At 68.2% G+C, this 26,772-nt stretch carries 28 protein-coding genes; 10 read left to right on the top strand and 18 right to left on the bottom strand.

Features of this window, described 5'->3' with window-relative positions:
* Positions 1-518: 518 nt before the first annotated feature.
* Together ACWF4Z_RS23720 and ACWF4Z_RS23715 are read right to left on the bottom strand one after the other, a co-directional pair.
* A complete protein-coding gene (locus tag ACWF4Z_RS23720; RefSeq protein WP_452245303.1) occupies positions 519-1,706 on the bottom strand; it encodes an MFS transporter in 1,188 nt (395 codons plus the stop codon).
* 96 nt (positions 1,707-1,802) lie between these two features.
* Positions 1,803-2,372 carry a DUF4865 family protein gene (locus ACWF4Z_RS23715; protein WP_452245362.1) on the bottom strand — a complete coding sequence of 190 codons (570 nt, stop codon included), beginning with the start codon at positions 2,370-2,372 and terminating at the stop codon, positions 1,803-1,805.
* A 117-nt stretch (positions 2,373-2,489) separates the two neighbouring features.
* Between ACWF4Z_RS23715 and ACWF4Z_RS23710 the strand changes: the two genes are divergently transcribed.
* Complete coding sequence (locus ACWF4Z_RS23710; RefSeq protein ID WP_452245302.1) at positions 2,490-3,365, top strand: hypothetical protein; 876 nt, start codon at positions 2,490-2,492, stop codon at positions 3,363-3,365.
* On the opposite strand, the gene ACWF4Z_RS23705 is transcribed toward ACWF4Z_RS23710, so the two are convergent.
* Genes ACWF4Z_RS23705 through ACWF4Z_RS23695 form a run of 3 tightly spaced genes read right to left on the bottom strand, consistent with a single transcriptional unit; the run spans position 3,362 to position 5,178 of the window.
* Entirely contained in the window at positions 3,362-3,754 is a 393-nt protein-coding gene (locus tag ACWF4Z_RS23705; protein ID WP_452245301.1) for a GNAT family N-acetyltransferase, read from the bottom strand. The genes ACWF4Z_RS23710 and ACWF4Z_RS23705 overlap by 4 nt on opposite strands.
* Entirely contained in the window at positions 3,751-4,740 is a 990-nt protein-coding gene (locus ACWF4Z_RS23700; RefSeq protein WP_452245300.1) for a pyridoxal-phosphate dependent enzyme, read from the bottom strand. Before ACWF4Z_RS23700 ends, ACWF4Z_RS23705 begins: the two co-directional genes overlap by 4 nt.
* Before the next feature lie 3 nt (positions 4,741-4,743).
* On the bottom strand, positions 4,744-5,178 hold the full coding sequence (locus ACWF4Z_RS23695) for a helix-turn-helix domain-containing protein (RefSeq protein ID WP_452245299.1): 435 nt from the start codon (positions 5,176-5,178) through the stop codon (positions 4,744-4,746).
* Positions 5,179-5,226: 48 nt separating this feature from the next.
* On the opposite strand from ACWF4Z_RS23695, the gene ACWF4Z_RS23690 reads away from it, so the two are divergent.
* The gene (locus ACWF4Z_RS23690; RefSeq protein WP_452245298.1) at positions 5,227-5,805 is read left to right on the top strand and encodes a ClpP family protease; all 579 of its coding nucleotides are present in this window, start codon (positions 5,227-5,229) and stop codon (positions 5,803-5,805) included.
* 80 nt (positions 5,806-5,885) lie between these two features.
* Here ACWF4Z_RS23690 and ACWF4Z_RS23685 read toward each other — a convergent pair whose 3' ends face one another.
* Positions 5,886-7,070 (bottom strand): trans-sulfuration enzyme family protein, encoded by a 1,185-nt coding sequence (locus tag ACWF4Z_RS23685; RefSeq protein WP_452245297.1) that lies wholly within the window; start codon positions 7,068-7,070, stop codon positions 5,886-5,888.
* A 134-nt stretch (positions 7,071-7,204) separates the two neighbouring features.
* Here ACWF4Z_RS23685 and ACWF4Z_RS23680 point away from each other — a divergent pair, with 134 nt between their 5' ends.
* Entirely contained in the window at positions 7,205-7,738 is a 534-nt protein-coding gene (locus ACWF4Z_RS23680; protein ID WP_452245296.1) for an Lrp/AsnC family transcriptional regulator, read from the top strand.
* On the opposite strand, the gene ACWF4Z_RS23675 is transcribed toward ACWF4Z_RS23680, so the two are convergent.
* The 3 genes from ACWF4Z_RS23675 to ACWF4Z_RS23665 are packed head-to-tail and all read right to left on the bottom strand — an operon-like array spanning position 7,735 to position 10,499.
* Positions 7,735-8,754 (bottom strand): LLM class flavin-dependent oxidoreductase, encoded by a 1,020-nt coding sequence (locus ACWF4Z_RS23675; protein WP_452245295.1) that lies wholly within the window; start codon positions 8,752-8,754, stop codon positions 7,735-7,737. The two genes, ACWF4Z_RS23680 and ACWF4Z_RS23675, sit on opposite strands and share 4 nt — an antisense overlap.
* Before the next feature lie 28 nt (positions 8,755-8,782).
* Positions 8,783-9,310: an NADPH-dependent FMN reductase gene (locus tag ACWF4Z_RS23670; protein ID WP_452245294.1), complete on the bottom strand. Its 528-nt coding sequence runs from the start codon at positions 9,308-9,310 to the stop codon at positions 8,783-8,785.
* Positions 9,311-9,344: 34 nt separating this feature from the next.
* Entirely contained in the window at positions 9,345-10,499 is a 1,155-nt protein-coding gene (locus tag ACWF4Z_RS23665) for a M4 family metallopeptidase (RefSeq protein ID WP_452245293.1), read from the bottom strand.
* A 154-nt stretch (positions 10,500-10,653) separates the two neighbouring features.
* On the opposite strand from ACWF4Z_RS23665, the gene ACWF4Z_RS23660 reads away from it, so the two are divergent.
* Entirely contained in the window at positions 10,654-12,891 is a 2,238-nt protein-coding gene (locus tag ACWF4Z_RS23660) for a HelD family protein (protein WP_452245292.1), read from the top strand.
* Here ACWF4Z_RS23660 and ACWF4Z_RS23655 read toward each other — a convergent pair.
* From ACWF4Z_RS23655 to ACWF4Z_RS23635, 5 genes are all read right to left on the bottom strand, one after another.
* Complete coding sequence (locus ACWF4Z_RS23655) at positions 12,888-13,460, bottom strand: hypothetical protein (RefSeq protein ID WP_452245291.1); 573 nt, start codon at positions 13,458-13,460, stop codon at positions 12,888-12,890. The two genes, ACWF4Z_RS23660 and ACWF4Z_RS23655, sit on opposite strands and share 4 nt — an antisense overlap.
* Positions 13,461-13,485: 25 nt before the next feature.
* On the bottom strand, positions 13,486-15,330 hold the full coding sequence (locus ACWF4Z_RS23650) for a histidinol-phosphatase (RefSeq protein ID WP_452245290.1): 1,845 nt from the start codon (positions 15,328-15,330) through the stop codon (positions 13,486-13,488).
* Entirely contained in the window at positions 15,330-15,947 is a 618-nt protein-coding gene (locus ACWF4Z_RS23645) for a hypothetical protein (protein WP_452245289.1), read from the bottom strand. The genes ACWF4Z_RS23650 and ACWF4Z_RS23645 overlap by 1 nt, the downstream gene beginning before the upstream one ends.
* 61 nt (positions 15,948-16,008) lie before the next feature.
* Positions 16,009-16,662, bottom strand: coding sequence for a response regulator (locus ACWF4Z_RS23640; protein ID WP_452245288.1), 654 nt, complete (start codon positions 16,660-16,662; stop codon positions 16,009-16,011).
* Positions 16,659-17,819 carry a sensor histidine kinase gene (locus ACWF4Z_RS23635; RefSeq protein ID WP_452245287.1) on the bottom strand — a complete coding sequence of 387 codons (1,161 nt, stop codon included), beginning with the start codon at positions 17,817-17,819 and terminating at the stop codon, positions 16,659-16,661. The genes ACWF4Z_RS23640 and ACWF4Z_RS23635 overlap by 4 nt, the downstream gene beginning before the upstream one ends.
* A 149-nt stretch (positions 17,820-17,968) precedes the next feature.
* On the opposite strand from ACWF4Z_RS23635, the gene ACWF4Z_RS23630 reads away from it, so the two are divergent.
* The gene (locus ACWF4Z_RS23630) at positions 17,969-18,334 is read left to right on the top strand and encodes a VOC family protein (protein ID WP_452245286.1); all 366 of its coding nucleotides are present in this window, start codon (positions 17,969-17,971) and stop codon (positions 18,332-18,334) included.
* Positions 18,335-18,611: 277 nt separating this feature from the next.
* Here the strand turns inward: ACWF4Z_RS23630 and ACWF4Z_RS23625 are convergent, their stop codons facing one another.
* The gene (locus tag ACWF4Z_RS23625) at positions 18,612-18,842 is read right to left on the bottom strand and encodes a hypothetical protein (RefSeq protein ID WP_452245285.1); all 231 of its coding nucleotides are present in this window, start codon (positions 18,840-18,842) and stop codon (positions 18,612-18,614) included.
* Positions 18,843-19,138: 296 nt separating this feature from the next.
* Between ACWF4Z_RS23625 and ACWF4Z_RS23620 the strand changes: the two genes are divergently transcribed.
* Both ACWF4Z_RS23620 and ACWF4Z_RS23615 read left to right on the top strand, forming a co-directional pair.
* Entirely contained in the window at positions 19,139-19,753 is a 615-nt protein-coding gene (locus ACWF4Z_RS23620; protein WP_452245284.1) for a MarR family transcriptional regulator, read from the top strand.
* 67 nt (positions 19,754-19,820) lie between these two features.
* Positions 19,821-20,186 carry a VOC family protein gene (locus ACWF4Z_RS23615; protein ID WP_452245283.1) on the top strand — a complete coding sequence of 122 codons (366 nt, stop codon included), beginning with the start codon at positions 19,821-19,823 and terminating at the stop codon, positions 20,184-20,186.
* A gap of 31 nt (positions 20,187-20,217) precedes the next feature.
* Here ACWF4Z_RS23615 and ACWF4Z_RS23610 read toward each other — a convergent pair whose 3' ends face one another.
* Positions 20,218-21,069, bottom strand: a complete 852-nt coding sequence (locus tag ACWF4Z_RS23610) for a DUF3152 domain-containing protein (protein WP_452245282.1) — start codon at positions 21,067-21,069, stop codon at positions 20,218-20,220.
* A 144-nt stretch (positions 21,070-21,213) separates the two neighbouring features.
* The gene (locus tag ACWF4Z_RS23605; protein WP_452245281.1) at positions 21,214-21,612 is read right to left on the bottom strand and encodes a GNAT family N-acetyltransferase; all 399 of its coding nucleotides are present in this window, start codon (positions 21,610-21,612) and stop codon (positions 21,214-21,216) included.
* Between the two features lie 298 nt (positions 21,613-21,910).
* Here ACWF4Z_RS23605 and ACWF4Z_RS23600 point away from each other — a divergent pair, with 298 nt between their 5' ends.
* On the top strand, positions 21,911-23,416 hold the full coding sequence (locus ACWF4Z_RS23600) for an LCP family glycopolymer transferase (RefSeq protein ID WP_452245280.1): 1,506 nt from the start codon (positions 21,911-21,913) through the stop codon (positions 23,414-23,416).
* Between the two features lie 12 nt (positions 23,417-23,428).
* On the opposite strand, the gene ACWF4Z_RS23595 is transcribed toward ACWF4Z_RS23600, so the two are convergent.
* The gene (locus ACWF4Z_RS23595; RefSeq protein ID WP_452245279.1) at positions 23,429-24,196 is read right to left on the bottom strand and encodes an SDR family NAD(P)-dependent oxidoreductase; all 768 of its coding nucleotides are present in this window, start codon (positions 24,194-24,196) and stop codon (positions 23,429-23,431) included.
* Positions 24,197-24,955: 759 nt separating this feature from the next.
* Here ACWF4Z_RS23595 and ACWF4Z_RS23590 point away from each other — a divergent pair.
* Together ACWF4Z_RS23590 and ACWF4Z_RS23585 are read left to right on the top strand one after the other, a co-directional pair.
* Positions 24,956-25,795, top strand: a complete 840-nt coding sequence (locus ACWF4Z_RS23590) for a virginiamycin B lyase family protein (RefSeq protein WP_452245278.1) — start codon at positions 24,956-24,958, stop codon at positions 25,793-25,795.
* Between the two features lie 57 nt (positions 25,796-25,852).
* Positions 25,853-26,767 carry a UbiA prenyltransferase family protein gene (locus ACWF4Z_RS23585; RefSeq protein ID WP_452245277.1) on the top strand — a complete coding sequence of 305 codons (915 nt, stop codon included), beginning with the start codon at positions 25,853-25,855 and terminating at the stop codon, positions 26,765-26,767.
* Positions 26,768-26,772 lie beyond the last annotated feature (5 nt).

Genomic DNA, 26,772 nt, shown 5'->3' with positions numbered 1-26,772 from the left:
GTGTGGGTCAAGGGTCGAAGATCGCGCCAGCGACGCCGAAGGCGCCCTTGACACGCACCACCCCGACCAGCACACTCACGCAGCCCGGAGACCGCGACACCACAGTCCCTTGCGCAAACCACCCAAGCGGCGGACCCACCATCCGCGCCCCACCGAAGACGGCAGGAGGACCGTCGCACGACGCGGTGTCCGCAGCACCTGCGACAGCAGTTCATTGCGCGCACCAGATGAGCGCGGATCCACCATCCGCCCCGCCGAAGACGGAAACCACACCGCCGCGAACGGTGACCGCCCTGCGACACCAGAGTCCTTCGCGCATACCAGACGAGCCCGGATCCACCATCCCCCCGCCGAAGATGGCAAGAGCAGCGTCGCCGCGAAGCGATGTCCGCAACCCGCGCGACACAGAGACCTTCGCGCACACCGGATGAGCGCGTATCCACCATCTGTGCCCCGCCGGAGGCGGCAACTGAACAGCCGCCGCGAAGCGGTGTCCGTTGCACTTGCAGCACACGTCTTCACTCGGGGGTGTCGGTGGGTGGGGGGAGGGTTTGGGGGATGAGGATGGCTGTTAGGAGGACTGGGATGGTTAGGCCGGCTACGAGGATTGACATGGTGAACCAGAGGGACCCCAGTGCGAAGCCTGCGTAGACCGCCACGGCGAAGACCTCGGCGAAGAAGCCTGAGACGGAGGTTACGGTTGCGCGGGCCGGGCCGGTGATCGAGTCCTGGAGACGCGCTTCGGCGACCACGATCACCAGCTGCATCACGCCGTACCCGAGCGCGATCGGCAGGAATCCCCAGACCGAACGGCTGAGCGAACCCGATGCGATCAGCACCGCCGTCAGCGCCAGCCCGATCGCAAAGGTTGCTGCAGGCAACCTGTACGTCGGACCCGCGAGCGCACCGCCGATCGCTTGAGCCGCGACCGTGCCGGCGATGAGCAACGGGACCATGCTGGTCGCCGCGCCGGCCTCCCGGGCAAGCAACGGAAAGTACTCGTCGAACGCGAGGAACCCGCCCAGCAAGGCAACCAGGGCGACCGCCCGCCGAACCCGACGGCTGGTCAGCACCTCGGTCACACCGGTACGCAACATCGCGAGGTAGCTGGCGAACGCCTTCGACGGTGTTGTCTCTGCTTCGGGTTCTGTGGCTGGCGCCTCCGGGAGGGATAGGGCTACGGCTGCCTGGGTCAGGCAGGCGAAGATACTGACGATGCCGGCGAGGGTGTAGCCGCCGAGGGTGAAGAGCGGGGTGGCCAAGGCCGTGGCGGCGAGGTTGGTCACGAAGGATGCCGAGCGGGCTCGGCCGAGCAGCGTCGCATACCGGGTGGTGCGATTCCGGGCCGCGAGTTCGTCGTAGACAAAGGCTTCGAAGGTGCCGGAGATCAGCGCCGACGACGTCCCCCACAGGACGAAGCCGAGCGCGAATCCGGCGAACGAAGGCAACGTGATCCAGGCGGCGTAGCCGAGACCGCTGAGGAGTGCGCCGAGCGTCAGGAGCTTGCGCCGGGAGTATGTGTCCGCCCAGGCACCCGACGGCACCTCGAGGACGAACGCCGTGGTCGACCAGATGATGAACAGCGTCGAGATCTGCCCCGCCGACAGTCCGTGGTCGGCGAAGAGCAGCTGGTACAGCGGATAGAGCGGGATGAAGTCGTGCAGCGCCTCGAACGCGACGATGCGCGCCGACAGGCCGGTCGGCAACCGGTCAGGTCGCCTGGATCGTGAGCGGCGGTTGGTTCGGTCAGGGCGTCAAAGGTGCGGGCTCGGATATCTCATGCCCTAGAAGATACGGCGATTTCATCGTCCCAGCAGCAGCTTTGTTCCAGGTGTGGATAAGTGCAGGATCTGATAGCGCGTGCCGGGGACGAGGCCTGGCTCGGGATTGCTCCAGACGGTGAAGCGGACAAGCTCCCATCGGCTGGGATCCACCGCCAACGCCGTCGAGTGGACGCCATCGAGCGCGGCCATCCGCCGCAGCTCATCGGCCGCCGCGGCGATCGGCTCGGCGGGATCGATATCCGGAGCCAGCAGTTGCGTGTGTTTCGTCGCGCTCAACCCAGGTTGATCCACATCCGGACCAGCCAGCACCTCGACGCCGGCCCAGCGCCGCACCGCTGGACGTCCGAACGACGCGCAGATCCCGGTGAAGAATCCGCCGCCCCACAGGAACTTCGCCATCCCCGCCTGGTCGTTCCACAGGTAGAAGGGCGCGTACTGGTTGAACATGGCGCCGTTCGCGCGGTCCTGAACCAGATACGCCTTCAGCCCGAGGCCTTCGAAGTTCTCCAGCCGCGGCGCGTTCGTCTCCACCCGGCGCCGGATGATCCCCATGTCGTAGTCGGTCGGCAAGGTGATCTCGTACTGCATCGCATCCACAGGCCACACCTCTCGTCGATTGCTGAACATACTAGTAGGTACAGGCTGGTCAGAGGTAGACCGCTAAATGACGAGCGCGCTCGGCTGCGGATCGGTCACAGTAGGGCGATGGGCAACGTGATCGAACGGTTCTGGGCCAAGCTGCCGGAGGGTAGCCGGGACGCACTCGTCGACGGGTTGAGCCCGTCCGAGCTGCAGTCGGTGCTGCTGGACGTGAGCCGGGAGCGGGCCGCCAAGGTGACGCCGGCGCGGTTGCTGCAGCGGTGGCAGCAGGACCGGTTCGTGCGGCCGTCAGCCGTGGATCCGCGCCAACTGGTGAAGACACAGCAGTACTTGTGGGACCGCCTGCCCGAGAAGTTCGCCGGCGTCGAGCTGTCCCCGGTCACGCCACTCGGTACGTCGTCCGCGCTGGCGACCATCAACCAGCACCAAGTCCTGAGCACGATCCGCGGTACGGAGGTTGCCAGCGACCCGACCAACGAGCTCGCCATCGAAGCCGCCGCACGACGTCGTGCCGGCCAGGCTCGGGTCGACTTGGCCACGTGCCAACGGGTAGTACGTGCGCAGACGGTCGATGGGCCGGGGATGTTCGCGCACTTCCAGTTGTTCGTGCTGGTGTCGAGTGCGCGGGACACGGGGTCGGGCCGGACCGAGGCGGAGATGCTGGTCGACCATATGAGCTTCTGGCAGGACGTGCTGGGCGATGACGCCGACCTCGCGTTCACCATCTTCACGCCGTCCGCGGTCCGGGAGCGGATCGAGGACACGGTCCGTCCGGCCTTGAAGGTCGCGTTCACCGAGGACACCGAGCGGACGAAGAGTGCGAACTACTACTCCGGTACGGCGCTCGACATCGGCCGCGGTGGTGAGGGTCTGGGTGACGGCGGCTTCACGACGTGGACCGCGGACCTGCTCGGCGACCAGAAGGAACGCTGCCTGACCTCTTGCATCTCCACCGAACGCCTGACAGCACTGGGGTTCTAGCGCAGTCTGAGCAGTCCGGCGTCAGTCGGACGGAACCCGATGGCGTCCTGGTAGAACGCCTTCAGATGCGGCTCGTAGTCCACATGCAGCCACTCACACCCCGCAGCCTTCGCCTCCGCCGCCGCACTGAGCACGAGCTGCTTCCCGATCCCTCGCCGTCCATACGCTGGATGTACGGCGGTATCCAGTACGAACGCGTGCGCACCGCCGTCCCAGCACACCTGCACGAACCCGACCAGCTGATCGTTGCTAAAGGCCCCCACCCAGGTCAGCGCCCACCGCTCCAACCGCTCACCCCACGGCTGCACCTCCACGTCGCTCTCGAACGCAAGAGCGTGCAGAGTCGACAACTCACGATCATCTACCGGGAACCGCACCACGTACTTCACCGCGTCAGCGCTGCCTCGGTGTTGATGAGAACTACCGTGCTGGTCGAGGTGAGAGGCAGCCGGTCCCGGGCTGCGCGGAGTCCCGCCAGAGTGGCCGCACCACTGGGACCTGAGGAGATGCCGGCCGCTGCAAGGTCTTCCGCGGCCTTGAGTGCTTCTGGGTCGTCGACTGTGACGGAGTAGTCGAGGCCTGAGCGCAGTACGGGCCAGGCGAGGGTGGACGGCGTACCGCAGTTCAGACCGGCCATGACCGTCTTGCCGGTAGGGACGCTGGTCGGCTCACCGGCGAGGAGGCTCGTGGTGACGCAGGAGGCGGTCGTGGGCTCAACACCCAGGAGCGCTGGCGTGACCGAACCACTGCGGTAGTGCGTGACCGCAGCCTGAGCCACCGACCCCACGCCCATCGGTACAACCACCAGATCGGGCTGTACGTCGATCTCCCGGAACAGAGTCGAATAGCCGTCGACGATGTGCTGCGGGATCACCTCGTACCCAGGCCATGCGGAGTCCTGGATCAGCAGGCGTTCATCCGACGCGTACGACGCAGCCTCGGCGACCGCAGCGTCGTACGAGTCGGGTACGACGGTCACCGTGGCGCCCTCGGAGCGGATCGCGTCGATGGATGCGTCACTCACGACGTCCGGGACGAAGACATGTGCGGGCAGGCCCAACATCGCGGCCCGGCGCGCGACCGCTCGGCCATGGTTGCCATCCGTGGCTGTGACGAGCTCGACCGGACCAGGGTGGTCTCGGAGCGTGCGATGAATCGCCCACCACGCCCCGAGTGCCTTGAACGCCGGCAGGCCGAGGCGCTGGGACTCGTCCTTCACCAAGACCTCCGCGACTCCGAGCTCCGACGCCAGAGTCGGGACAGGGGTCAGCGGGGTCGGGCGATAGGCGGGCAGGGTCTGATGGAACGCGAGCACCTCCGCCGGAGCCGGCGCCGTACGCCAGAGCTTGGCTGCCGGGCTTTCGTACCAGTGCACCAACTAAGCGACCAGCGCGAAGACCTGGGCGGAGGTGTGCGCGCGGGGCGACGGGGTGAGCTGCTGGGGTCCGGTCGACTGCTGGACGCGGATCGCGGCGGTCTGGAGGTGGATCGGCAGCGTGGAGCGGGCCGCGACGGCGAGGTCGAACTGCACCTCGGCCAGCAGGTCGGACAGCTCGAGGCCGAGCGCCCGGCAGATCGCGGCCAGGATCTCCGAGGACGGCTCCTTGCGGCCACGCTCGATCTCGGACAAGTAGGGCACCGACACCTGCGCCAGCTCGGCGAGCTCGCGCAGGGTGATCCCCCGCTCGCGCCGCAGTCGGCGGAAGACGTTCCCGATCACCTGGCGTAGTAACACGTCGTGGCCCTCCTCGACTCCGATGTCCTGTACCGAGTGTGCCATCCCGATCAGGTCTGCGGTGGGCAGATCTGCCACGGGCAGATTCCCGGGCCATCGCCGGACTCTGCCCGCAGGCTGGAACCCATGAGCGAGATTCAACTCCCGAACAACCTGGACCGGCACATCTACGAGCGGCTGCTGTGGCAGCGCATCCTCGTCCTCGGCGACGAGATCAAGGACGAGAACGCCAACGCGCTGTGCGCCCAGCTGATCCTGCTGAACGCGGAGGACCCGAAGGCGGAGATCTCGCTGTACATCAACTCCCCCGGCGGCTCGGTGTCGGCCGGGCTGGCGATCTACGACACGATGAACTTCATCAGCAACGACGTGGCGACGTACGCGATGGGACTGGTCGCGTCGATGGGGCAGGTGCTGCTGACCTGCGGCACGCCCGGCAAGCGGTACGCGCTGCCGCATGCGCGGATCATGATGCACCAGCCGACTGGCGGGATGGGCGGCACGGCGAGCGACATCAAGGTGCAGGCAGAGCAGGCGATCAAGGCGCGGGAGGACCTCGCCCACCTGATCGCCGAGCGCACCGGCCAATCACTCGACCGCATCACCACAGACTTCGACCGAGACCGCTGGTTCACTCCCGAAGCAGCCCGAGACTACGGAATCATCGACCGAGTGCTGACGCGACCGGTTGCTGTGCCGGCCTGACTGCCGGCAGCCGGACAGGTCATTAGGATGTGTGCGCCGGCGGGCAGCGCACGCAGGCTCGAGCGAGCGGCGCGGCGCGGTTAGTGGGCGTATACGTTCTGTCGAGTTGTACGTAGTTGGGTTAGGGCTTGGTGGAGGTCGGCTACCAGGTCTTCGGGGTCTTCCAGGCCAAGGCTGAGGCGGAGGAGGTTGGCGGGGGGTTTGGCTTCGGGGGCGACCAGGCGGTGGGTCAGGGCGGCGGGGTGTTGGATCAGGGTGTCTACGCCGCCTAGGGAGACGGCGTGGGTGATGAGGTTCAGGTTGGCTGCGACCTGGGCGGCCGCCTCGTAGCCGCCGGTCAGGGTGAAGGAGAGGACTGCGCCGGGGCCTGACTGCTGGCGGCCGATGAGGCCTTGCGGGTCGGAGAGGCCGGGGTAGTCGACGCGGTCGACGGTGGGTTGGGCGGAGAGCCAGTCGGCGACTTTGATGGCGGTGGACTGCTGCGCCCGTACTCGCAACGGCAGCGTCTGCAGTCCCCTGTGCAGTTCGTACGCCGCCAACGGATGCAGCAGACCACCTGTCAGTGCGCGGATCTGCCGGAGCCGGCCGATCCACTCCGCGCCGGCCGCGACGACGCCGCCCATGACGTCGCCGTGGCCGCCGAGGTATTTGGTTGCCGAGTGCAACACCAGGCTCGCCCCGTGCCGCGCCGGCTGTTGCAGGACCGGCGTCGCGAACGTGCTGTCGACCAGCACCGGTACGTCGCCCGCCGCGGCGACCACGCCCGCGATGTCCACCAACTCGAGCGTCGGATTGGCCGGTGTCTCCACGATCACGAGGCCGGTGTCCGCGCGTACCGCCGAAGCGACCTCACCCACGCCGGCCCAGGTGACCGTTGTCCCCAACAGGCCTGTGGATAACAGGTGGTCGGACCCGCCGTACAGCGGTCGTACGGCGACCACGTGCGGCCGGCCGGCGGTCACGGCAGCGAGAAGACACGCGGTCAGCGCCGCCATCCCGGATCCGAACGCGACCGCGCCCTCGGTCTGTTCGAGCTCCGCGAGAGCACTCTCGAAGCGGGCAACGGTCGGGTTCCACAGCCGCTGGTAGACGAGGTTGCCGGCGTCCGGGCCGTTGCCGCGGGCAAGTTCGTCGTACGACGTCCCGCCGGCGTCCACACCGGGGAGCGGGTACGTCGTGGACAGGTCGATCGGCGGGACATGGACGCCGAGCGCGGTCAGGTCGTCGCGGCCGGCGTGCACCGAGCGGGTGTCGAGCTGCGTCATCGAGGGCCTCCAAACAACCGGGATGTGAGGAGGATGGAATCTTCTGCGGTTTGATCGCAAGAGTTCCGAAGAAAATTCATCCACAGGCCTGTCCACAAGCTGTGGATTCTGTGGGAGGGCTCTAGAGTGATGCCATGCCGAAGGATCGTCGGAGCCCCGGACCGGCTCCACGGCCGACTCCTGGAACGCGAACCGGGCAGGCCGGTGGGGTGCAGGCCGGTGGGCTCGACGAGGTCGACCGGGAGCTGGTCCGCCTGCTCACGGCCGACGGCCGGATGGCGAACAACGCCCTCGCCGAGGCGACCGGGATCGCGCCGTCGACGTGCCTGACGCGGGTGCGTTCGCTGCGGGAGCGCGGTGTGATCCGCGGGTTCCACGCGGACGTGGATCTGGGCGCGCTCGGTCAGCCGCTGCAGGCGCTGGTGGCAATCCGGATCGGCGCGCACTCGCGCGACGAGATCAACCGCTTCCGCACCAAGGTCCCGGGCCTACCGGGTGTGCTGTCGCTGTTCCACGTGAGCGGCGCCAACGACTATCTCCTGCACGTCTCCGCGGCCTCGCCGGACGCGCTGCGCGAATTTGTGCTGGATCACTTGACCGCCGATCCCGCGGTGGTTCACGCGGAGACAAGCCTCATCTTCGAGCACGTCCGAGGAGTGCCGAGTTAGCGCGGCTTGAGACCCCATGCCTGGGCGAGCAGCTCGTAGGAGCGGCGACGTTCGGCCGGGTCGTGGATGTTCGTGGTGATGATGAGCTCGTCGGCGCCGGCGCGTTCGGCCCGGCGGGTGAGCTCCTCGGCAACCTGCTCAGGCGTGCCGACAGCGACCAGGCCGGCCCACTCCTCCACCGCGGCTTCCTCGGCGTCGGACCATGGATAGTCCGCGGCCTCCTCGGGGGACGGAAGCGGACCCGGACGTCCGGAGCGGAGGCGGAGCATGGACAGAGCGTTGGCACGGGCCAGCTGCTGCGCGCGCTCCTCGGTGTCGGCGACGATCGCGGCCAGCGCCAGCATCGCGCGCGGCTCGGACCCGTGCTCGAAGCGCTCGAAGTTCGTCTTGTACGCCGAGATCACCTCGGTCGGGTCGAGTGTCCCGAAGTGACCCGCGTAGGCGAAGCCCGTCCCGAGGATGGCAGCCGCCTGGCCGCCGTACGTGCTGGAGCCGAGGATCCAGACCGGCGGCAGCGGGACGTCGTCGGGCTGCGCGGAGATCGGCTCGAACGGGTGTCCCGCCGGGAATCCTTCGGCGTACGCGCGGAGCTCGGCGTACTGCTCGGTGAAGTCGTCGGCGCCGAGCGCCTCGCGGCTGCGGCGCAGTGCGAGCGCGGTGCGCTGGTCGGTGCCGGGCGCGCGACCGAGGCCGAGGTCGATGCGGTCCGGATACAGGCCGGCCAGGACGCGGAACGTCTCGGCGACCTTGAGCGGCGAGTGGTTCGGCAGCATGATGCCGCCGGAGCCGACGCGGATGCTCGAGGTGGCAGCGGCCACGGCCGCGATCATCACCTCAGGGCTCGTGCTGACCACGCTGCGAATGTTGTGATGCTCGGCCAGCCAGTAGCGGTGGTATCCGGCGGCCTCCGCGGTGCGGGCCAGTTCGAGCGTCTCGTGCAGCGCCTGGGACGGACGCGTCCCGGACGGCACCGGCGAGAGGTCGAGCACGGACAAGGGCATGGTTTCGGCGCTCACATCGGGGGCAACCTCCGCCGATCGTGAGCTATTCCGGGTACGGCGTGTCGGCCCGCGCGTCGCGGAGTGGGCGGGCCCACCAGGCGAGCTGGCGAAGGAGTGCGGCCGCGGCGGCTGAGGTGGTCCGATCGACCGGTTCGCCGCTCGGGGTGAAGTCGGATTCGTGGAAGCCGAGGGTGTCGCGGATCGTGACCGCGTGGAGTTCGCCGAAGACGAGCCGGAGCTGTTCGGCCGCGCGGAGTCCGCCGGAGCGGCCGCCGTACACGACGAACGCGATCGGCTTGCCGTACCAAGGCCGTCGTACGGCGTCGATCGCTGTCTTCAGGTCGCCCGGGTACGCATGGTTGTACTCGGCTGTGACGATCACCACAGCGTCCGCATCCTCGATCCGTCGGCGCAGGTCGTGGTGCGTGACCGCACTCAGGTCGACGAGATCCAGCTTGAATTCGTCGCTCTGCTCGATCTCCCGAGCGAACCACTCCGTGACCAGCGTGCCGAACCGTCCGGCATCCAGATTGCGCGTCAGCAGCACGAGGCGCAGCGGATGAACAGTCACGATCGCGACCGTAATACCTCAACAACACTTGAGGTCAAGAGTCCTCGTCCGCCGACAAGCCGGCGGCCGGCGGGAAGTCGGACTGAGCCGCCCGCATGAGCCCTGCCGACTCACCCGACGACCGAGGCTTGTCGGTGGCGGCTGGAGGGGGTGGGGGGTCGGTGGGGTTGGGGAGGACGCCGACGGTTTGCCAGGCTTGGGTTACTGCGGTGAGTTGGGTGGAGTCGGGGCCGAAGAGTTGGGTGGCGGCGGCTTGGGTGGCTCGGGCGAAGGCGGTGAAGGTGGCGTCGGTTGCGAGACCGCCGGCGGTCAGGGTGGCGTACCAGATCTTGCCGGCGTCGTCGTACGCGTTGCCGCCGATCGCATCCGCGGTCAGGTAGAAGGCGCGGTTCGGGATGCCGGAGTTCAGGTGGACACCGCCGTTGTCGTCCTCGGTCTCGACGTACCCGGACATGTTGTCCGGCTGGGGATCCTTGCCCAGCCGCGGATCGTCGTACGCCGTCCCCGGCGCCTTCATCGAGCGCAGCGCGACACCCTGCACGCCAGGCAGGAACAGGCCGGCCCCGATCAACCAGTCGGCCTCGGACGTGCTCTGACCGAGCTGGTGCTGTTTGGCGAGCGAACCGAAGACATCGGAGATGCTCTCGTTGAGTGCACCCGACTGCCCTTCATAGGCCAGGCTCGCCGTGTACTGCGTGACCCCGTGGGTCAGCTCGTGTCCGGTGACGTCGATCGACGCGGTGAAGTTGCCGAAGATCTCCCCGTCCCCATCGCCGAAGACCATCTGGGCACCGTCCCAGAACGCGTTCGCGTACCCGCGGTCGTAGTGCACGGTCGACGTCAGGATCAGCCCTTGGCCGTCGATCGAGTCCCGGCCGAAGCACTCGCTGTACATGGTCCAGGTCGCGCCGGTGCCGTCGTACGCCTGGTTGACGGCTTGGTCCCGGACGGGATCCTCACCCTCGGCGCGGACCTGCTGGCCAGGCAGGTTCGTCTCGTTCTGCGCGTCGTACACCTCGCGGCGCAGCCCGCCGGCCTCGGTCGCGCGGGCGAGCCCGGCCGCCGGGCGGCTGCGCAGGACCGCGTCCTGCTGCAGCGAGAGGCGGAACCGCGCGCGGAGGTTGGGATCGTCCACGGTCCGCTCGAGGTGCTCGAGCAGGTACGGCGGGACGATGGAGTGAAACGCCATCTCCCGATCGTGCCCCACGCGGCGATCCGGGGACAGCTCGCAGTACAGAAAGTCTGCAAAGAGAGATAAACTCATGGATTTGTTGGCAGCCACACAATATGTAGCTAAATGCGGCCCGAACCAACGGGTTGCATTTTAACACAAGGGGTTGGAATTGCCGAATCCGGTCGACGCCGAACAGGCGCACCTGATCACGTTCTACGCCGCGCTGGACACCGAGCGCGAGCGGACCGAGCTGCGCTCGAACGACGAGCAACTGGTCCAGACCCGCAACGCCCAGGCACTGCACCAGCGCGACGGCCGGATCCGTGATCTGAAGCTGCGCCAGGCGCGGCTGAACGCCGCCGAGGAGGGTCTGTACTTCGGCCGGCTGGACGCGGCCGACGGCGAGATCCTGCACATCGGCCGGATCGGTTTGCACGACGCCGAGTACGAACCGCTCCTGGTCGACTGGCGTGCGCCCGCCGCGCGGCCCTTCTACATCGCCACCGCAGTGGCGAACCACGGCATCGTCCGGCGCCGGCACATCCAGACGCGCCTGCGCAGAGTGGTCGACATCCAGGACGAGCAGCTCGACCTCGAGCGGGACGCGGTCGATGCGTCCAAGCCCGGTACGGGCGTCATCGGCGAGGCCGTCCTGATGAAGGCGCTGGAGGCCCGCCGGACCGGCCAGATGGAGTCGATCGTCCAGACCATCCAGGCCGATCAGGACCGGATCATCCGCTCCGAACTGCCCGGAATCCTGGTCGTTCAAGGCGGCCCCGGCACCGGTAAGACCGCGATCGCGTTGCACCGCGCGGCATTCCTGCTTTATACCCATCGTGAGCAACTGGAAAAGCGCGGAATTCTCGTCGTCGGACCGAATGCGGCGTTCCTGCGGTTCATCGGGCAGGTGCTCCCGTCGCTCGGCGAGGACGGCGTCCGGCTGGTCACGATCGCCGAGCTGTATCCGGGCCTGACCGCGACCCGGCCGGAGACGCCCGAGAGCGCCGAGGTGAAGGGCCGACTGCTGATGGCCGAGGTGATCGCGAAGGCGGTCGCGGATCGGCAATGGCTCCCTGACCGTCCCGTCCAGGTGACCGTCGACCGGACCGAGCTCCACCTGGACCCTGAGGTGTGTGCCGCCGCCCGGGCACGGGCTAGGGACCGCCACCTCACCCACAACCAGGCCAGGCCGTTCTTCCTCACCGAGATGGTCGACCACCTGACGAACCAGTACGCCGAGCTCATCGCCACCGACCCGCTCGACGGCGAGATGCTGCTCGACGACTACGACCTCGCCGAGCTGCGCAAGGAGGTCGTCGCCGAGCCGGCGATCCAGGCCCTCCTCGACCAGCTCTGGCCGCTGCTCAGCCCACAACAACTCCTCGAGGATCTGTACGGCGACGAGCAGCGCCTCGCGTCCGCGGCTCCACAGCTCAGCGCACTCGATCGCGAACACCTCCTGCGGTACGGCGCCGACTGGAGCCCGTCCGACGTACCACTGCTCGACGAAGCGGCGGAGTTGCTCGGCGACGACGGTACCGAGGCGGCGCGCGAGCGTGCGGCCCGCGCCCGGGCGGTCGCCTATGCGCAAGGTGCGTTGGATGTGCTGGCCGGATCGGGGTCGACCGACTTCGACGATGACGACGACGCGGAGATCCTGACCGCGAAGGACCTTCTCGACGCGCAGACCCTGGCCGAGCGGTACGAGGCCGACGACGACCGGACGTTGGCCGATCGGGCCGCGGCGGATCGCCGCTGGACGTACGGGCACGTGATCGTGGACGAGGCGCAGGAGCTGACGCCGATGGCGTGGCGGGCGATCGCGCGCCGGTGCCCGCTGCGTTCGATGACCGTGGTCGGCGATGTCGCGCAGACCGGCGCGATCGGCGGCGGGACGAGCTGGTCGTCCGCACTCGGCGAGACCTTCGGCGACCGCTGGCGACTGGCCGAGCTGACCCTGAACTACCGCACCCCGGCCGAGGTGATGGAGCTCGCGAACGACGTACTCCGCGAGGTCGACGCGTCGGCGAAGCCGCCACGCTCGGTGCGATCGACCGGCGTGAAGCCGTGGCATGCGGACATTCCCGCGGCCGAGCAGGCGCTGTACGTCGACAAGATCGCCGCGGAGGAAACGCAGTACGGGCAGGTCGGAATCATCACGTCCCGCAGCCGGCTCGAGCTCGTTCAGGAGGCAGTCGCGAACCTGACCGGCGTCACCGTCCTCACCGCCCGCGAGGCCAAGGGCCTGGAGTTCGACTCAGTCCTCGTCGTCGATCCCGACGGCATCGTCATCGAGTCCCCCCGCGGCCTCCGCGACCTCTACGTGGCCCTGACCCGCTGCACCCAACGCCTCGGCGTGATCGGCGAACTTCCCGAGGTCCTCCAACACTCCCAGGCGTGGGGCTAGTGGTCAGCGCAGCACTTTTGTTGGTGTTGTAGTTCGAAGGGGATGAGGAGGTTGCCGGCGGCGGGTTGGACCTGGAGGACCAGTCGGCCGTCGCGACGCAACGGGCGGAGGAAGTCGAGGGTGTCGATCAGCGTGTCGTCGTCGACCGGTACGCCGCCGACGCCTTCGAGCTGGTCGATTCCGCACCGCGTCCGCAGCTCGGCCGCGGGCAGAACGCCGTGCGCCTGCTCGTGACCGGGCCAGCGGACGACGCGTCCCGTCGTACCCAGAGCGGCTTCGACGGCGGCGACGTACGCGCCGCGGACAAGGCGGCTCGGGCCGGCGAGCTCCGGTTCGCTGGCTCCGGGCCGAGTGATCGCCAGGCCGACCGCCCGATCCGCCACTGCCGTGCGGATCGGGTCGGCCAGATCGGCGGTGCTGGTGAGCGACACGGCGACGTGGGGCCGATCGGCGCCCGACACCATGTGGGTGCAGGCGACGACCGGTTGGTCCAGGGCCTCGAGCAGGTCGTACAGCAGGTGGTCGGCGGCGGCCGTGTCCTTGCTGTCCGCGTCGATCGCGACGATCATCTCGGCGTCGTTCCTCAGGGTGTCGTCACCTGGGCAGCACCCAGATGGGGTTGGTGTAGAACCACAGGTCGACCCACGGGTCGGCGTCGCCGACGACGTCGAGCTTAGGCCCGGCCGGGTCAACGGCCGCGCCGAGATATCCGGGCTGACTGCGGTTGCCGTCGGTCCCACGGACCCGCACGTACGACGCCTCCTCCGCCTTGCCCAGTGGGTAGACGAGTTCGAACGTGCCGCGCTTGCCCGAGGTGTCCCACTGCTTGACCACCTTGGTGTTCGGCGTGGTGAACGTGTCGCGGTCGCTGACCGGACCGGTCACCGATCCCTGGATCACGTCCACCCGGTTCAGCGACGGGACGAAGTTGGCCCAGTTCGGCAGCGTCTGCGCGGTGATGCGGACGACGAGCTCGATCGGCCGGCCCTTGCGGACCACGAGCGCGCCGCCGAGCGATTCGCCGTACCGATTGCCGACCTCGCGGACCTCGACCTCGACACCCTTGACGAGCGAGCCGTGGTCGACCCAGACCCGGCCGTTGCGCAGGCCCTCCATCACCGACAGGTAGTCACGCCGGTCGGCGCCGACGTGGGTACGGCTGTAGAAGCCCGGCCAGAAGTCGGCCGCGGTCAAGTTGACCGTGTTGCCGTAGACCGGGTCCATGTAGCGACCGTCGCGGTCGAACTGCTCCTGCGACGACCCGTCCGGACGGCGGGAGGTCTCGTTCCAGTTCACGTGCGAGTCGGAGTTGGCGGTGATCCACCACGGCTTGCCCTCGGCTAGCAGGCTGTCCCAGAGACCGCCGACGGTCGCCGACATCCAGTCGAAACCACCCCACGTGCGGTAGCTCTCGGCCGGGTAGCCGGGGAAGGAGCTCGCGTTCGGTGCGTTGCCGTAGAGACCGCGGGCACCGCCGACACCGATCCCCTTCGGCAGGCCGCCGGCCTGGTGCCCCGGTGCGCCTTCGAAGCCGACCGCGATCCGCGGGTCGGCGTCGCGCCAGCCGCGGATCTCGTGCGGGCTGTCGATGCCGTTGCGGGCCGGGTGGTTGGCCAGGAACAGCGCGTCCGCGACGCGACGCTTGGTGACCTGCTGACCGAGCCACTGGATACCGGAGACCGCGAGCGCCTCGTTGGCGGGCGAGTTCGCGCCGGCGTTCTGGACGCTGCCGTCGTAGCTGTTCTCGAACTGCTTGAGTACGTCGACCTCGCGGTTGCCCGGGGCAACGAAGATCGTGCCGTGCTCGGCGGCCGGGATGTTCCACTCCAGGCCCTGGAAGATCAGCGTGTCGCTCAGTTCGGATCGGGCCGCCTTGATCTGCGGGTTGACCAGGTCGACGCCGATCCGGGCGTGCGTCGCGCCACCGTGGTCGGTGATCACCAGCCAGTCCAGGCCGAACGCGGCGGCGTGCCGGGCCTGGTCGATCACCCGGTACATGCCGTCCGAGCTCAGCTGGGTGTGGATGTGGTGGTCCCCGGCCAGCCAGACGTTCGGGCGGTTGCCGTGCTGGAAGATCCAGCCACCATCCTGCGACGACGCAGTGTCCTTCGGCGTGGTCGCGGCGGCGAACTGGGCGCCGCTGACGGCGAGGGCCGCCGTACCACCGAGGATGCCGGCCGACCGCAGCAGGCCGCGGCGGGACACCTCGGCCGGGGACAGGTCGCTGTCCGGCACCGATTCGTCCAGCGCGGCCAGGGTCGATGCGTCGAGCTCGGTGTTCGGGTGGTGGTGGTCCTCCCCGTGGCCATGGCCATGGCCGTGGCCGTGCCCATGGCCATGCCCGTGGCCGACTCCGTGATCGTGATCGTGATCGTGCGAGTGCGTGTGCCCCATCGTTGTGTGCCCCTCCAGGCCGGCGGCGGAAATCCGCAGGATCATCACCTGTTCTGATGGCCGCCAGATGTTGTCCTGATGAACCAATGCACGTACCTGCGACCGGGTCGCGGGAAGCGAGGTGTACTGAACGCGAGGCCGAGGAGGGCCCCACCGATCGGCATCAGGTCGAGGTTCGCGCTGATCAGCACGAATCCGGCCAGCAGGGCCGGCGGCGCCCAGACCGGCAGCCGCCGTTCGATGGTGAGGAGAATCGACAGCGTCAGCAGACCGATCAGGAAGAAGATCGGTCCTAGGGTCTGCAGGGGTGCGTAGATGCCGAGGTTGCCCGGCCAACGGTCGTACTGGCCACCGATCACGCCCATCTCCGCGTGATTCGAGGCGCGGAAGCCGACGATCAGGTCGGTCAGGATGACGCGGACGAACGCCGCCACGCCGACCAGACCGACAACGGTTGCCGCGGTGGCCAGCACGCGGCGGGAGGTGAGGGCCCTGCGGGCCAGGATCAGGACGACGCCGAACAGGACGAGACCGAGCAGGAACAGGAGGTGGCCGCTGGTCCAGGCGAGGCCCGGGCCGCGGTCGCCGTTCGCTCCGTCGATCAGGCGGATAATGCCGTAGGCAACGAACAGGCCGCCGGCGAGGATGCCGAGTTTCTTCATACCTCAAGGCTGATCGCGGGCGGCGGCGGGCACATCGCCGGTGCGAGGGAGGTTCCGGCGGCTACTGGTCCGTGGGAGTGATCAAGCCGGTCTCGTACGCCGCGATCACGGCCTGGACCCGGTCACGCAGATTGAGCTTGGCCAGGGTGTTGCTGACGTGGGTCTTGACGGTGTGTTCGCTCACCCCCAGCGCGGCCGCGATCTCGGCGTTGGAGAGCCCGCGGCCCAGCAGGACGAGGGTCTCGCGTTCGCGACCGGTGAGGACGTCGAGGCCGGCGGCAGGATTGGTGCGGGGCCGGTTGCGGGTCAGGTCGGCGATGAGCCGCCGGGTCACGCTAGGCGCGAGGAGCGACTCGCCGGCCACGACGACACGGACGGCATGGACCAGGTCGTCACGTCGTACGTCCTTCAGCAGGAAGCCGCTCGCGCCGGCGTACAGGGCGTCGTACACGTAGTCGTCGGAGTCGAAGGTGGTCAGCATGACTACCTTCGTCGTGGTGGTCGCGCAGATCGTGCGGGCCGCGGCCAGGCCGTCGACGCGCGGCATGCGCACATCGAGGAGAGCGACGTCGGGGGTCAACGAGCGGACCAGGGACACCGCGTCGGCGCCGTCGGCAGCCTCGCCGACGACCTCGATATCCGGTTGCGCGTCGAGGATCATCGCGAATCCACTGCGGACGAGCTCCTGATCGTCGGCGAGCACTACCCGGATCATGAAACCCCTACGGGACAAGGCAATCTGGCCCGCACCTCGAAACCACCACCGGTTCGCGGGCCGGCTTCCGCCGTACCTCCGCAGGCTGCGGCGCGTTCCCGGATCCCGATCAGGCCGTGCCCGCCGGGCGCCAGGTCGCCTCCTACTCCGTCATCGATGACCGAGACGTCCAGGTTGTCCTTCGACCAGTTGAGCCGTACGGCGACGTGGGTGGCATGGGCATGCTTCACGATGTTGGTCAGCGCCTCCTGGACGATGCGATAGACCGCGACCTCGGTGTCCGGTGGGACGGGACGCCGTACGCCGGTCTCCTCGAAGTCGAGACCTCTGGTGAGGTCAGGCAACGACGCCAACGTCGGTTGGGGCGCGCGATCCTCGCCGGCTTTGAGCACGCCGAGGAGTCGCCGGAGCTGGACCATCGCGTCCCGACCGGCGTCGGCGATCGCATCGAAGGCTCGCTCGGCGCGGTCCGGATCCGTGCGGACCACCACCGGCCCGGCTTCGGCCTGGACCACCATCAGGCTGACCGCGTGGGCGAGGATGTCGTGCATGTCGCGGGCGACCCGGGCGCGTTCCTCGGCGGCGGCGCGGGCGGTCTCGGCCACGCGTTCACGCTCCAACTGGTCGGCTCGCTCGCGGAGTGCCGCCGCGTGCTCGCGGTGGCTGCGTTCGAGCGAGCCGGCCAGGAACGCGGCGACCGGGAGCAGGCAGGTGAACATGAACTCGTTGAGGTCGTTGTGCTTCAGCAGCAGTGAGGCAGGCGGGAACGTGATCAGGATCAGGACGATCAGCAAGACCCGCTGCCAGCGCTTCCGTCCGAGGCTCGCGAGCGAGTAGATCGCGACCAGACCGCCGTACTGGAGGTTCTGCCCGGGCCGGTGGTGGAGCGAGACGAGTGTCGCGGCCGCGCCGACAACCACCATCACCGCGAACGGCGAACGCCGCCGCCAGAGCAACGGGATCACGGTCCCGAGCGTGAAGACGACGCCGAGCGCGGTGATTCCGTCCGGTGGCGGGTCGATGAACGGCACCGCGGACGCCGTCGCCACGGCGATCACGACGGCGACATCGATCACCCGGTCCAGGCCACGTGGTCCCGGAATGCCCAGGTCGGGTCGGGATTGCCAGCCACGGCCCAACCGCTCGAGTCCACCCACCGCATCAGTCTGACGTACGAGCCGCTCACGGACCTCGCTCGTACGACGGACATCGCGCGGCCGAGCTCCGTCGTACGAGGGATGTCGAGAAGGCGGCGGTCGCTCCGACGTTGCGGGTGATCAAGGTGATCGTCTATCGAGGAGAGATCGTGGCTGGTCCTGTGTTGAACAGTATGTTGATCGGCAGCACCGACCCGGAGCGGTTGAAGGCTTGGTATCGCGACGGGCTCGACGCCAAGGTCGACGGGTACGGGAACCTGAACGTCGGAGGCTTCGGGCTCGTGATCGAGCGGCGGGACGACGTTGCGAGCAAGACCGTCGAGCCTGGGCGGTGCATCGTGAACTTCGGTGTCGAGGACATCGAGGCGGTCGCCGCACACCTGCGGACGCTCGACGTCACGTGGCTGGTGCACCCCGAGGATCGGGGTGTCGGTTGGTTCGCGACGCTGATCGATCCGGACGGGAACTACGTGCAGCTCATTCAGATGAAGCCGGAGTACTACGAGGGCTTGTGAGGCAACAAGAAACCGTCCGCACCGGACTTGGGGGGCCGGTGCGGACGGTGTTGTTGTGTCGGTGGTTCTTGTGTCGGTGGTGTTGTCTCAGGCGCATTTGTGCTGGGGAGAAATGGTGGCAGGCGAGGAGCAGAACGCTCGCGCTCGCCTGCCACCCCGTGCCCGGTGAAGAGCACTGCCGGTTCCCTTTGGTGATCGAGGTGAGGTTCTCGACCTGGCCGCGTTCCGCGTGGGTTGTCTGGTGAGTACGGAACGCGAAAAGGGACCGGAGGTTTTCTCAGCGGGGTGCTACGTCCCACATGCGCTCGCCGGGCAGGGGGTCGGGGAGACGGTCAACGGCAGGCATCGGGTCGTTCGTGACCCGAAGACCGGCGAAGCGACGGCTCATGGCGTGGGCGTACCGCTCGGCCAACGCCGGCTCGGCGTTGTAGTCGGCGATCACGTGCTCACCGAACCAGACCCGCACGCGACGGCGCTCGACGGTCTGGGTGGCGGTGGCGGTTGTCACTGGTCCTCCTGGCAAATTCTTCGAGGTGATCGGCAGGGAATTCGCGGGCGAGCGCGGTGCCGGTGCGCCGAAGGTGTTCACCGTCACATCAGATGCAACGGAGCACCCACGCCGTTGGTCACGCCCCGATCTCGATTTGTCCGTCAACGGGCAAACTTTTTCGGACCAGCCAGATCCGAATTGTTCGACCCCTTGTTCGATTGTCTGCTCGGGCCAGGGAGTGGGGCTCGAGATTCATAGCGTTTCCTCAGCAAACGACACGCCGAGCTGTCGGAACGACTCCGTACGCTGGAGGCGTGACCATCGAAGACGCTGGTATCAAGCCTCCATCGGTCGATCCTGGGTTCGACGCTCAGGCGCTCGCGGTTCCTGAGCGGTCGACCGTCGGAGTCGTTCAGTCACCGACCCGGCCCGGCGCGACGGGCCTCGCCTCCGTCCAGACCGAGCACCTGATCGGCGACGTCGGCGACGCACTCCGGCTGCTGGACGCGGTAGAGCGCGTCCGTGGCCACGCGCACCCACTCATCCTCGGCCTGCAGGACGCGGTCGGCATGAAGATGCCGGCGGCGCTCGTACTGAACGCGATCGCCAACGGCCGGGACACCGCTGACGACGTCGCCGAGCAGGTCGGGATCACTTCCGGCGAGGCCGAGCTCGCGATCGTCGACCTGGAGGCACTCGGCATGGTTCGGACCACGCCGAAGCTCGCGGTCACCGGGATGGGCCAGGCCCGGCTCTCCCAGCTGGACGGCCTGACCGTCCGCGTCCTCGACGTCATCACGGGCATCCTCGGCCCGACCGATGCCGCCCACCTGGTCCGCCTGCTCCACACCGTCGCCGACGGTCTGGAGTCCGCGACCGTCGTCGCCGCCGTCACCGACGCGATCCCGCAGGCCGCCCTCCACAACTGATAGGCCGTGTCGAAATAGCTCGGACGGTCTCGACGTACCCGCGTCAGGTCGAACGAGGAGGAACAAGATGTTCAAGGACACGAAGGCGTTCAGCGGGTTCTCGGTGGACGACATCGAGGTGGCGAAGGCGTTCTACAGCGAGACGCTCGGGGTGGACGTCGGCGAGGCGAACGGGATGCTCCACCTGAACGTTGCCGGCGGCAACGCGATCCTGGTCTACCCGAAGCCGAACCACGTGCCGGCCGAGTACACCGTGCTCAACTTCCCGGTCGAGGACATCCGCGCGACCGCGCGTGCGCTCGCGGAGCGTGGGCTCACCTTCGAGCGGTACCGCGACGACCACGACGAGCTCGGGATCTCCGCCGGCGGCGGCCCACTGATCGCCTGGTTCAAGGACCCGGCCGGCAACGTGCTCTCGATCATCCAGGCGTGATTTTTCAGGCGTGACTTTTCAGGCCTGATTTTCAGGTCTGCGGGACGGTGTCGTTGTACTGGCCCAGGCGGCCGCTGTAGCGGACGCCGTTGCGGTAGGGCCAGGAGTACGGCGTACATCCGTGCATTCCCAAGGTCTGTTGCTGCATGACCGGCGCCGGCCGGCCGGGTCCCGGGCACAGCTCGTGGCCGTGGCCGAGCCGGTGACCGGTCTCGTGGTTGACCATGTACTGCCGGTACGCGGTCAGCGGCGCCTGGTAGTTCGGTACGGCGTGCGCCCACCGAGCGACGTTCAGTACGACGCGATCGCCGATCCGGCAGCTGGTGTAGCGATCCGGCCCGCCGCCGCAGTACACGTCCCGCGTCTGCGGCGTGACCAGCATCAGCTTGAAGTCGGGCGTCTGCTCCGGCCCGACCTGCTGGAACCGCCACACCCCCTGCGACGCCCAGCCCTGAGGGGCGCCGTACGTCGCCCGCACGAACTGGGCGAACGCGGTCGGGTCGACCCCGCGGATCCCGCGCTCGATCGCGAGCTGGAAGGTCATCAGCCTGCCCGCGGTGCCGATCACGCCGGGAGTGGCGGGCAGTACGGTGAACGAGTTCGGCCCGGTGATCGGGTAGGTGATCGCCGGATCCGATCGGGCCGGAATCTCGGCGAGGTTCGGCATGGTCGTGTTCCGCTGCGGCGTCGCACTCTGGGCGGGCCCGGAGTGGGTGGACTCCGGCTGCGTGGACTGGGCTGGCCGGCTCTTCGACGACGCGGCCGTGCGGGCCGGCGAGCTGTGGCGGGACAGCGGGCTGGCCGGGAGCTCGTACAGCACTCCGATCACGACCACTACCGCGATCGCCGACCCGATCGTCCTGAGTACAGTCCAGCGGCGCATTGGGTGAGCTCCTCACACCGCGCCCCGGTGGGCGCGTCCTCACTGCGTTCTTGCCCCTGTGCCCACAAACCCTTCTTCTCCCCCGGCTGGAGCCCGGAATCTCACCCTGCTGGTTCAGTCTCGAGATACCAGCCGCGAGGTGGGTCAGGCCTGGCGGAAACGCAGCGTCGGGAAGCGCGCTTCGGTGAAGCCGAGCGACCGGTAGAGGTCGAGGCCGTCCTCGGTCGCGTGCAGCTCGACGACGCCGACGGCGGCCTCGTCGCGGAACCAGTCCATCAGCGCGGTCACGCAGGCGCGCGCCAGACCGCGGCGCCGGAACTCCGGATCGGTGCTGACGTTGTACAGGTGACCGCGGACCGTGGTCAGGTCGCTCGGTCCTGGCGCGTGCACGAACACCGTGCCGGCCGCGCACGCGACCACGCCGGCCGCCGGGTCGTCGACGACGTACGCCGCGAAGGTCGCAGGCGAAGCGAGCTGTTCGCCGAACCACTCAAGCGCGATCCCCTGCCACAGCGCCTCCGGGTCGGTGCTCTCGTTGCTCAACCTCCCCCTCTCCTTGCCCTTCCTTCGTTCGTTCCCTCGTCCCTCCCCTTCTCCCTCTTTCTTTTCTTCCTTCCTGCTCTTGTTGCCCATGGCAGCGAACATCAGCCCGCGCAACCGGACCAGGGACTCCGCGTCGTCGGGGTTGGCTCGGCGTACCTGAATGTCGGCCACATCCGGAATCATGCCAACTTTTTGCCGGGTCAGTGAATCGAAGGGGATGGACGCGCGCTCGGGGGCCGCGCCCGCTGTGTCCTGCCCTGTATTGCACTGTCCTGTCGCCGCAAGACGAGTGGAGCCCATGTCCCCGAGCAGCAGAGCCCGTCGCGCATCACCCGGTCGAGCCCGCCGGTCCAAGCCCCGGCAACGGTCGGCGTTCGCTGCGCTGGCGCTGGCGGTCGTCGGGATTCTCCTGCCGGGTACGGCGTACCTGATCGCCCGGCGGACCCGGATCGGCGTCGTGATGACGACGATCAGCGTCCTGCTGTACGGCGCCGCCGCGTACGTCGGTCTCCGTCGGCGCGACGATGTGATCACCTGGGCGCTGGATCCGACGCTGCTGCTGTGGATGATCGCCGGGCTCGGCGCGATCGCGCTCACGTGGGTCGTCGTCCTCGTCACGTCGTACAAGATGTTGCGGCCGCTGACCGCGGGGGCCGGGGCGCGGGCGTTCGGGTCGGTGGTGATCGGGCTGGTGTGCTTCGGGCTCGCGGCCAGTACGGCGACGGGTGCGCAGTCGCTGATGGCGCAGCGCGATCTGGTCACCAAGGTGTTCTCGGGCTCGAAGTCGAAGAGCCAGACCGCTCCGAAGATCGACCAGAAGAAGGACGTCTGGGAGCAGCTGCCGCGGCTGAACGTGCTGCTGCTCGGCGCCGACGACGGCGCGGACCGCGACGGCACTCGCACCGACTCGGTGATGGTCGCGAGCATCGACACGAAGACCGGGAACACGTCGCTGATCTCATTGAGCCGGAACTGGATGCGGATGCCGTTTCCGGCGGACTCGCCGCTGCACAAGGCGTACCCGTACGGCTTCTACGATCCGAACGGGAAGCCCGACGATTCGAACCATTACCTGGACGCGATGTACCGGATCATCCCGCAGGAGCATCCGGGCATCCTGGGGCCGTCGGACAACGAGGGCGCCGACATCCTCAAGCTGTCGGTCGGTGAGGCGCTCGGCCTCAAGATCCACTACTACGTGCAGATCAACCTCGCCGGGTTCGCCAAGCTGGTGCAGGCGCTCGGCGGGATCACGGTCAACATCAACTACCCCGTCCCGGTCGGCGGCAACGACGACAAGAAGATCCCGCCAACGCGCTACCTCCAACCCGGTCCGAACCAGCACCTGAACGGCTACGAAGCCCTGTGGTTCGCCCGCGGCCGGTACCGGGTCCCGACCGCCGACGTAGCCCGGCAAGCACGGCAGCAGTGCACGGTCCAGGCGATCGTTCAACGCGCCACCCCGCAGAACGTCCTGGCCAACTACCAGGCGATCGCCAAGGCCGGCGAGCAACTGATCCGCACCGACATCCCGCAGAAGCTCCTCGGCGACTTCGTCACCCTGGGCCAACGCGTGAAGACCGCCAAGATCGCCAACATCGACCTGGACAAACAAAAGAACTACCCCAACGGCCGCAACCCCAACTACGCCGCCATGAGAACCCTCATCCAGCAAGCCCTCAACCCCACCACCAAACCCCACCGCCCCACAACCACCACCAAACCCCACCCCACCACCAAACCAACCACCAAACCCGCCGACCTGACCGAAGCCTGCGCCTACAACCCAGGCCCACCCCGCTAACCCGACCCGGGGTCAGGCGTAGCGGGTGCCTAGGCCTCCGTCTACGGGCCAGTTGGCGCCGGTGACGAAGGCGGCGGCGGGGGAGGCTAGGAAGCAGACGACTTCGGCTACGTTTTCGGGGGTACCGATGCGGCCTAGGGGGTGGACGCCCAGGGCCTTTTCGCGTTCGCCTTCGAAGGTGTTGAAGAACTCTTCGAGGAGGTCGGTGGCTATGTAGCCGGGGCTGACGGCGTTGACCCGGATGTTGTGAGGGGCGACGTCGAGGGCCAGGGATCTGGTCATTCCGACTAGACCGGCCTTGGCTGCGGCGTACGGGAACATGCCGGCGGTGGTGAGGTAGGAGTGGATCGACGCGATGTTCACGATCGCGCCGTGGCGGCTCTCAATCATGGGGGGCAGGACCTGGCGGGCCATCAGCCAGGCGCCTTTGAGGTCGACGTCGAACACGCTGTCCCACTCGGCCACGGACATCTTGGTGGCATCGGCGTACGCGTTCTTGCCGGCGTTGTTGACCAGCACGGTGAACGGCGCGCCCAGCTCGTCGGTCAGCTTCCCGGCCGCCTGCCGGATCGACACCTCGTCGGTGATGTCGCCGACCGCGCCCGCAACGCGAGCACCGGTGCCGGCGAGCTCGGCGGTCGTCGCGGCCAGCTGATCGGTCAGTACGTCGACCAGCCCGACGGCCGCACCTTCCTCCGCGGCCTTCATCGCCACCGCCCGCCCGATCCCGCGCGCGGATCCGGTCACCAGCACAACCTCGTTCGCCAGCCGTCCAGTCACAGTCGCCTCCTCACTCCGAGCCTATGACACGACCTGGTCCCGCTCGCGCTCCCGCCGCGGCGACGCTCGCGTACCGGTCAGCGGTTGCCCTTGGCATCGACCGACGCCGGGACCTCGCCGCGCTGGACAGCTCGTCGTACGACGATTGCACTGCGCGCATAGCGGCCCGCCCAGAACTGGGTGAGCTCGTACAGTCGTTGTCCGGTGCTTGTGTCGTCTGCGTGGGTTCATCGCGTACGGCTTCCGAACCGCCCGCATCAGGCGGGCCACCGCCGAGACAGATCCGGCCACACCTCGAGATCTCGCCGATCGAGCATCGAGTCGTGGATCGTGGTCAACGACACGCCCAACGTCCGCGACATAATCCACGACTCGAATATCCCGGCACGAACCAATCGCCACGACTCAACAACCCATCCCCACCAGCCCACCCCACCCCACCCCGGCCCCACACCGCCGGCCCGATTTCCTGGGTAGCCCACCCAAATTCGTGGGTCCGCCACTGATATCGGGGGTTCCACACCCGTATTCAGGGTCCGCATCCCCCGATTTCATGGGCCAACCCATGAAATCGGCTCAGCCTGGTCGGCGCGTCGAACTTCTACATCCAGTGCTCACCCGCCGGAGGGGGCAACACAGCCACGGCGCAGCGGTGACCGATCAGACCCACACACCCCGTCATAAGAGCCCGTTATCCTCTGACCCGATCGCCTGGGCCCAGGACAACCAGGTCCCGCTCGAGCTGAAAGAGGAGTCGTCGTGCCGATCACCGAGTTCGCGGTAGAGGGTCCGTATGGCCTGGCTGTCGGCAGCGGGGACGTGTGGGCGACGCTCGTCCACACTGGCGTCGTCGCCACCCGGTCCGGACGCCGGTTCGACCTGGACGCGCCGGACTCGCGGCCGAGCGTGATCGTCGCGGGACCGGACGACGCCGTCTGGTTCACCCGGAACGGCGACGACCGCGTCGGACGGATCGGGTACGACGGTGCCGTGTCGGCGGTCGAGATCACGGGCGCGCCGTACGGGCTGTGTGTGGGACCGGACGGGGCACTGTGGTGCACCTTGATGAATGCCGATCAGGTCGGCCGGATCACGGTCGACGGCACGGTGTCGACGTTCCCGATCGGGACGACGGGCGCGTTCCCGGCGATGATCACGAGTCTGGGTGACGAGCTGTGGTTCACGCTCAACCAGGGGAACGCGATCGGACGGATGAGCACGGATGGCGCGGTGACGACCTATCCCCTGCCGACCGAGGGTGCCGGGCCGGTCGGTATCAGCGCCGGGCCGCGCGGAGTCTGGTTCGTGGAGATCCTCGCGGATCAGGTCGGCCGGGTCACGGCGGACGGGAAGCTCGAGGAGTTCGGTCTGCCGGCGGGCTCCAAGCCCCACGCTGTCGTCGCGACGGACGATGGCGGATGCTGGATCACCTTGTGGGGCGCGGAAGAACTGATCCGATTGGATGCCGAGGGCAACGTTGTCGAACGGCACGACCTCGGCGAGGGCTCCGAGCCGCACGGCCTGACCGTCGACGCGGACGGTTCGGTGTGGGTCGCTCTGGAGAAAGGTGCTGTTGCTCACGTCGAGCCGGAGGAGTGAGGGGGTTCACTCGCTGGAGTGAGGACCGCGGGCCGTCGGTGGGTGGACAGTGGAGTCGTGACCACCTTGGTGGGGAGAAGGACGGCTGCACCGCGGGTCCGGGACGTGCTAGCGGTGGGGCGACCGGCGTTCTGGGTGGTGTCGGTCGTTCCGTACTACGTCGGGATCCTGCTCGCCACGCACCGGCTCGTGCCGCCGCTGGAGGACTGGCCGCGGCTGATCGTGGGCGCGGTGGTGATGGGTCCGCTGGTCTGGCTGGCGGTCCTCGCGGTCAACGATGCGTACGACCTGCCGGGTGACCGTCTCAACCCGCGCAAGGCGAAGTCGCCGCTGCTCGACGGCCGGATCACTCTGCGCGCGGCCAAGCGGCTCGCGTTCGCGGCCGGAGTCGCGGCGGTCGGGCTGAGCCTGCAGGTCGGAGTCGTGTTCGCGCTTGGCGTGCTGCTGGCCGTCCTGCTCGGGTACGCGTACAGCGTGCCGCCGGTCCGGTTGAAGACCCGGGCCGGCTTCGATGTCGCGGTCAACGCGCTCGCCCTCGGCGCCTTCGGACCGTTGGCCGGCTGGGCCGCGATCAATCCGGACCTGAGCGACTTCCCGTGGCTGATGGGCCTGCAGGGCACGCTCGCCGCGGTCGGTCTCTACCTCCCGACCACCCTCGCCGACCTCGAAGCCGACCGCACCGCGGGCTATCACACGATCGCGGTCCGCTTCGGCGCACGCACGACGTTCCTGATCGGGTACGGCGCCTGGATCGCGGCGGCGGCGCTGTCCGTGGTCCTGGCCGCGACCGGCACGATCATCCCCCGCGGCATGCTCGCCCTCGAAGTGGTGATGGTCCCGGTCCTGGTCGCGGCGTACCCGAAACTGATCGGCCCGCGCCAGTCGTTCAAAGGCATCATCGTGCTGGCGGCCCTGTTCCTCTTCCCCTGCGGCACGTTCGCGCTCACCTACACCGGCGTGCTGTCGATCTGACAGTA

The sequence above is a fragment of the Kribbella sp. NPDC055071 genome (genome assembly GCF_053608045.1).
The sequence above is the reverse complement of the archived record's forward strand: the minus strand, read 5'-3'. Positions and strand labels throughout refer to the sequence as shown.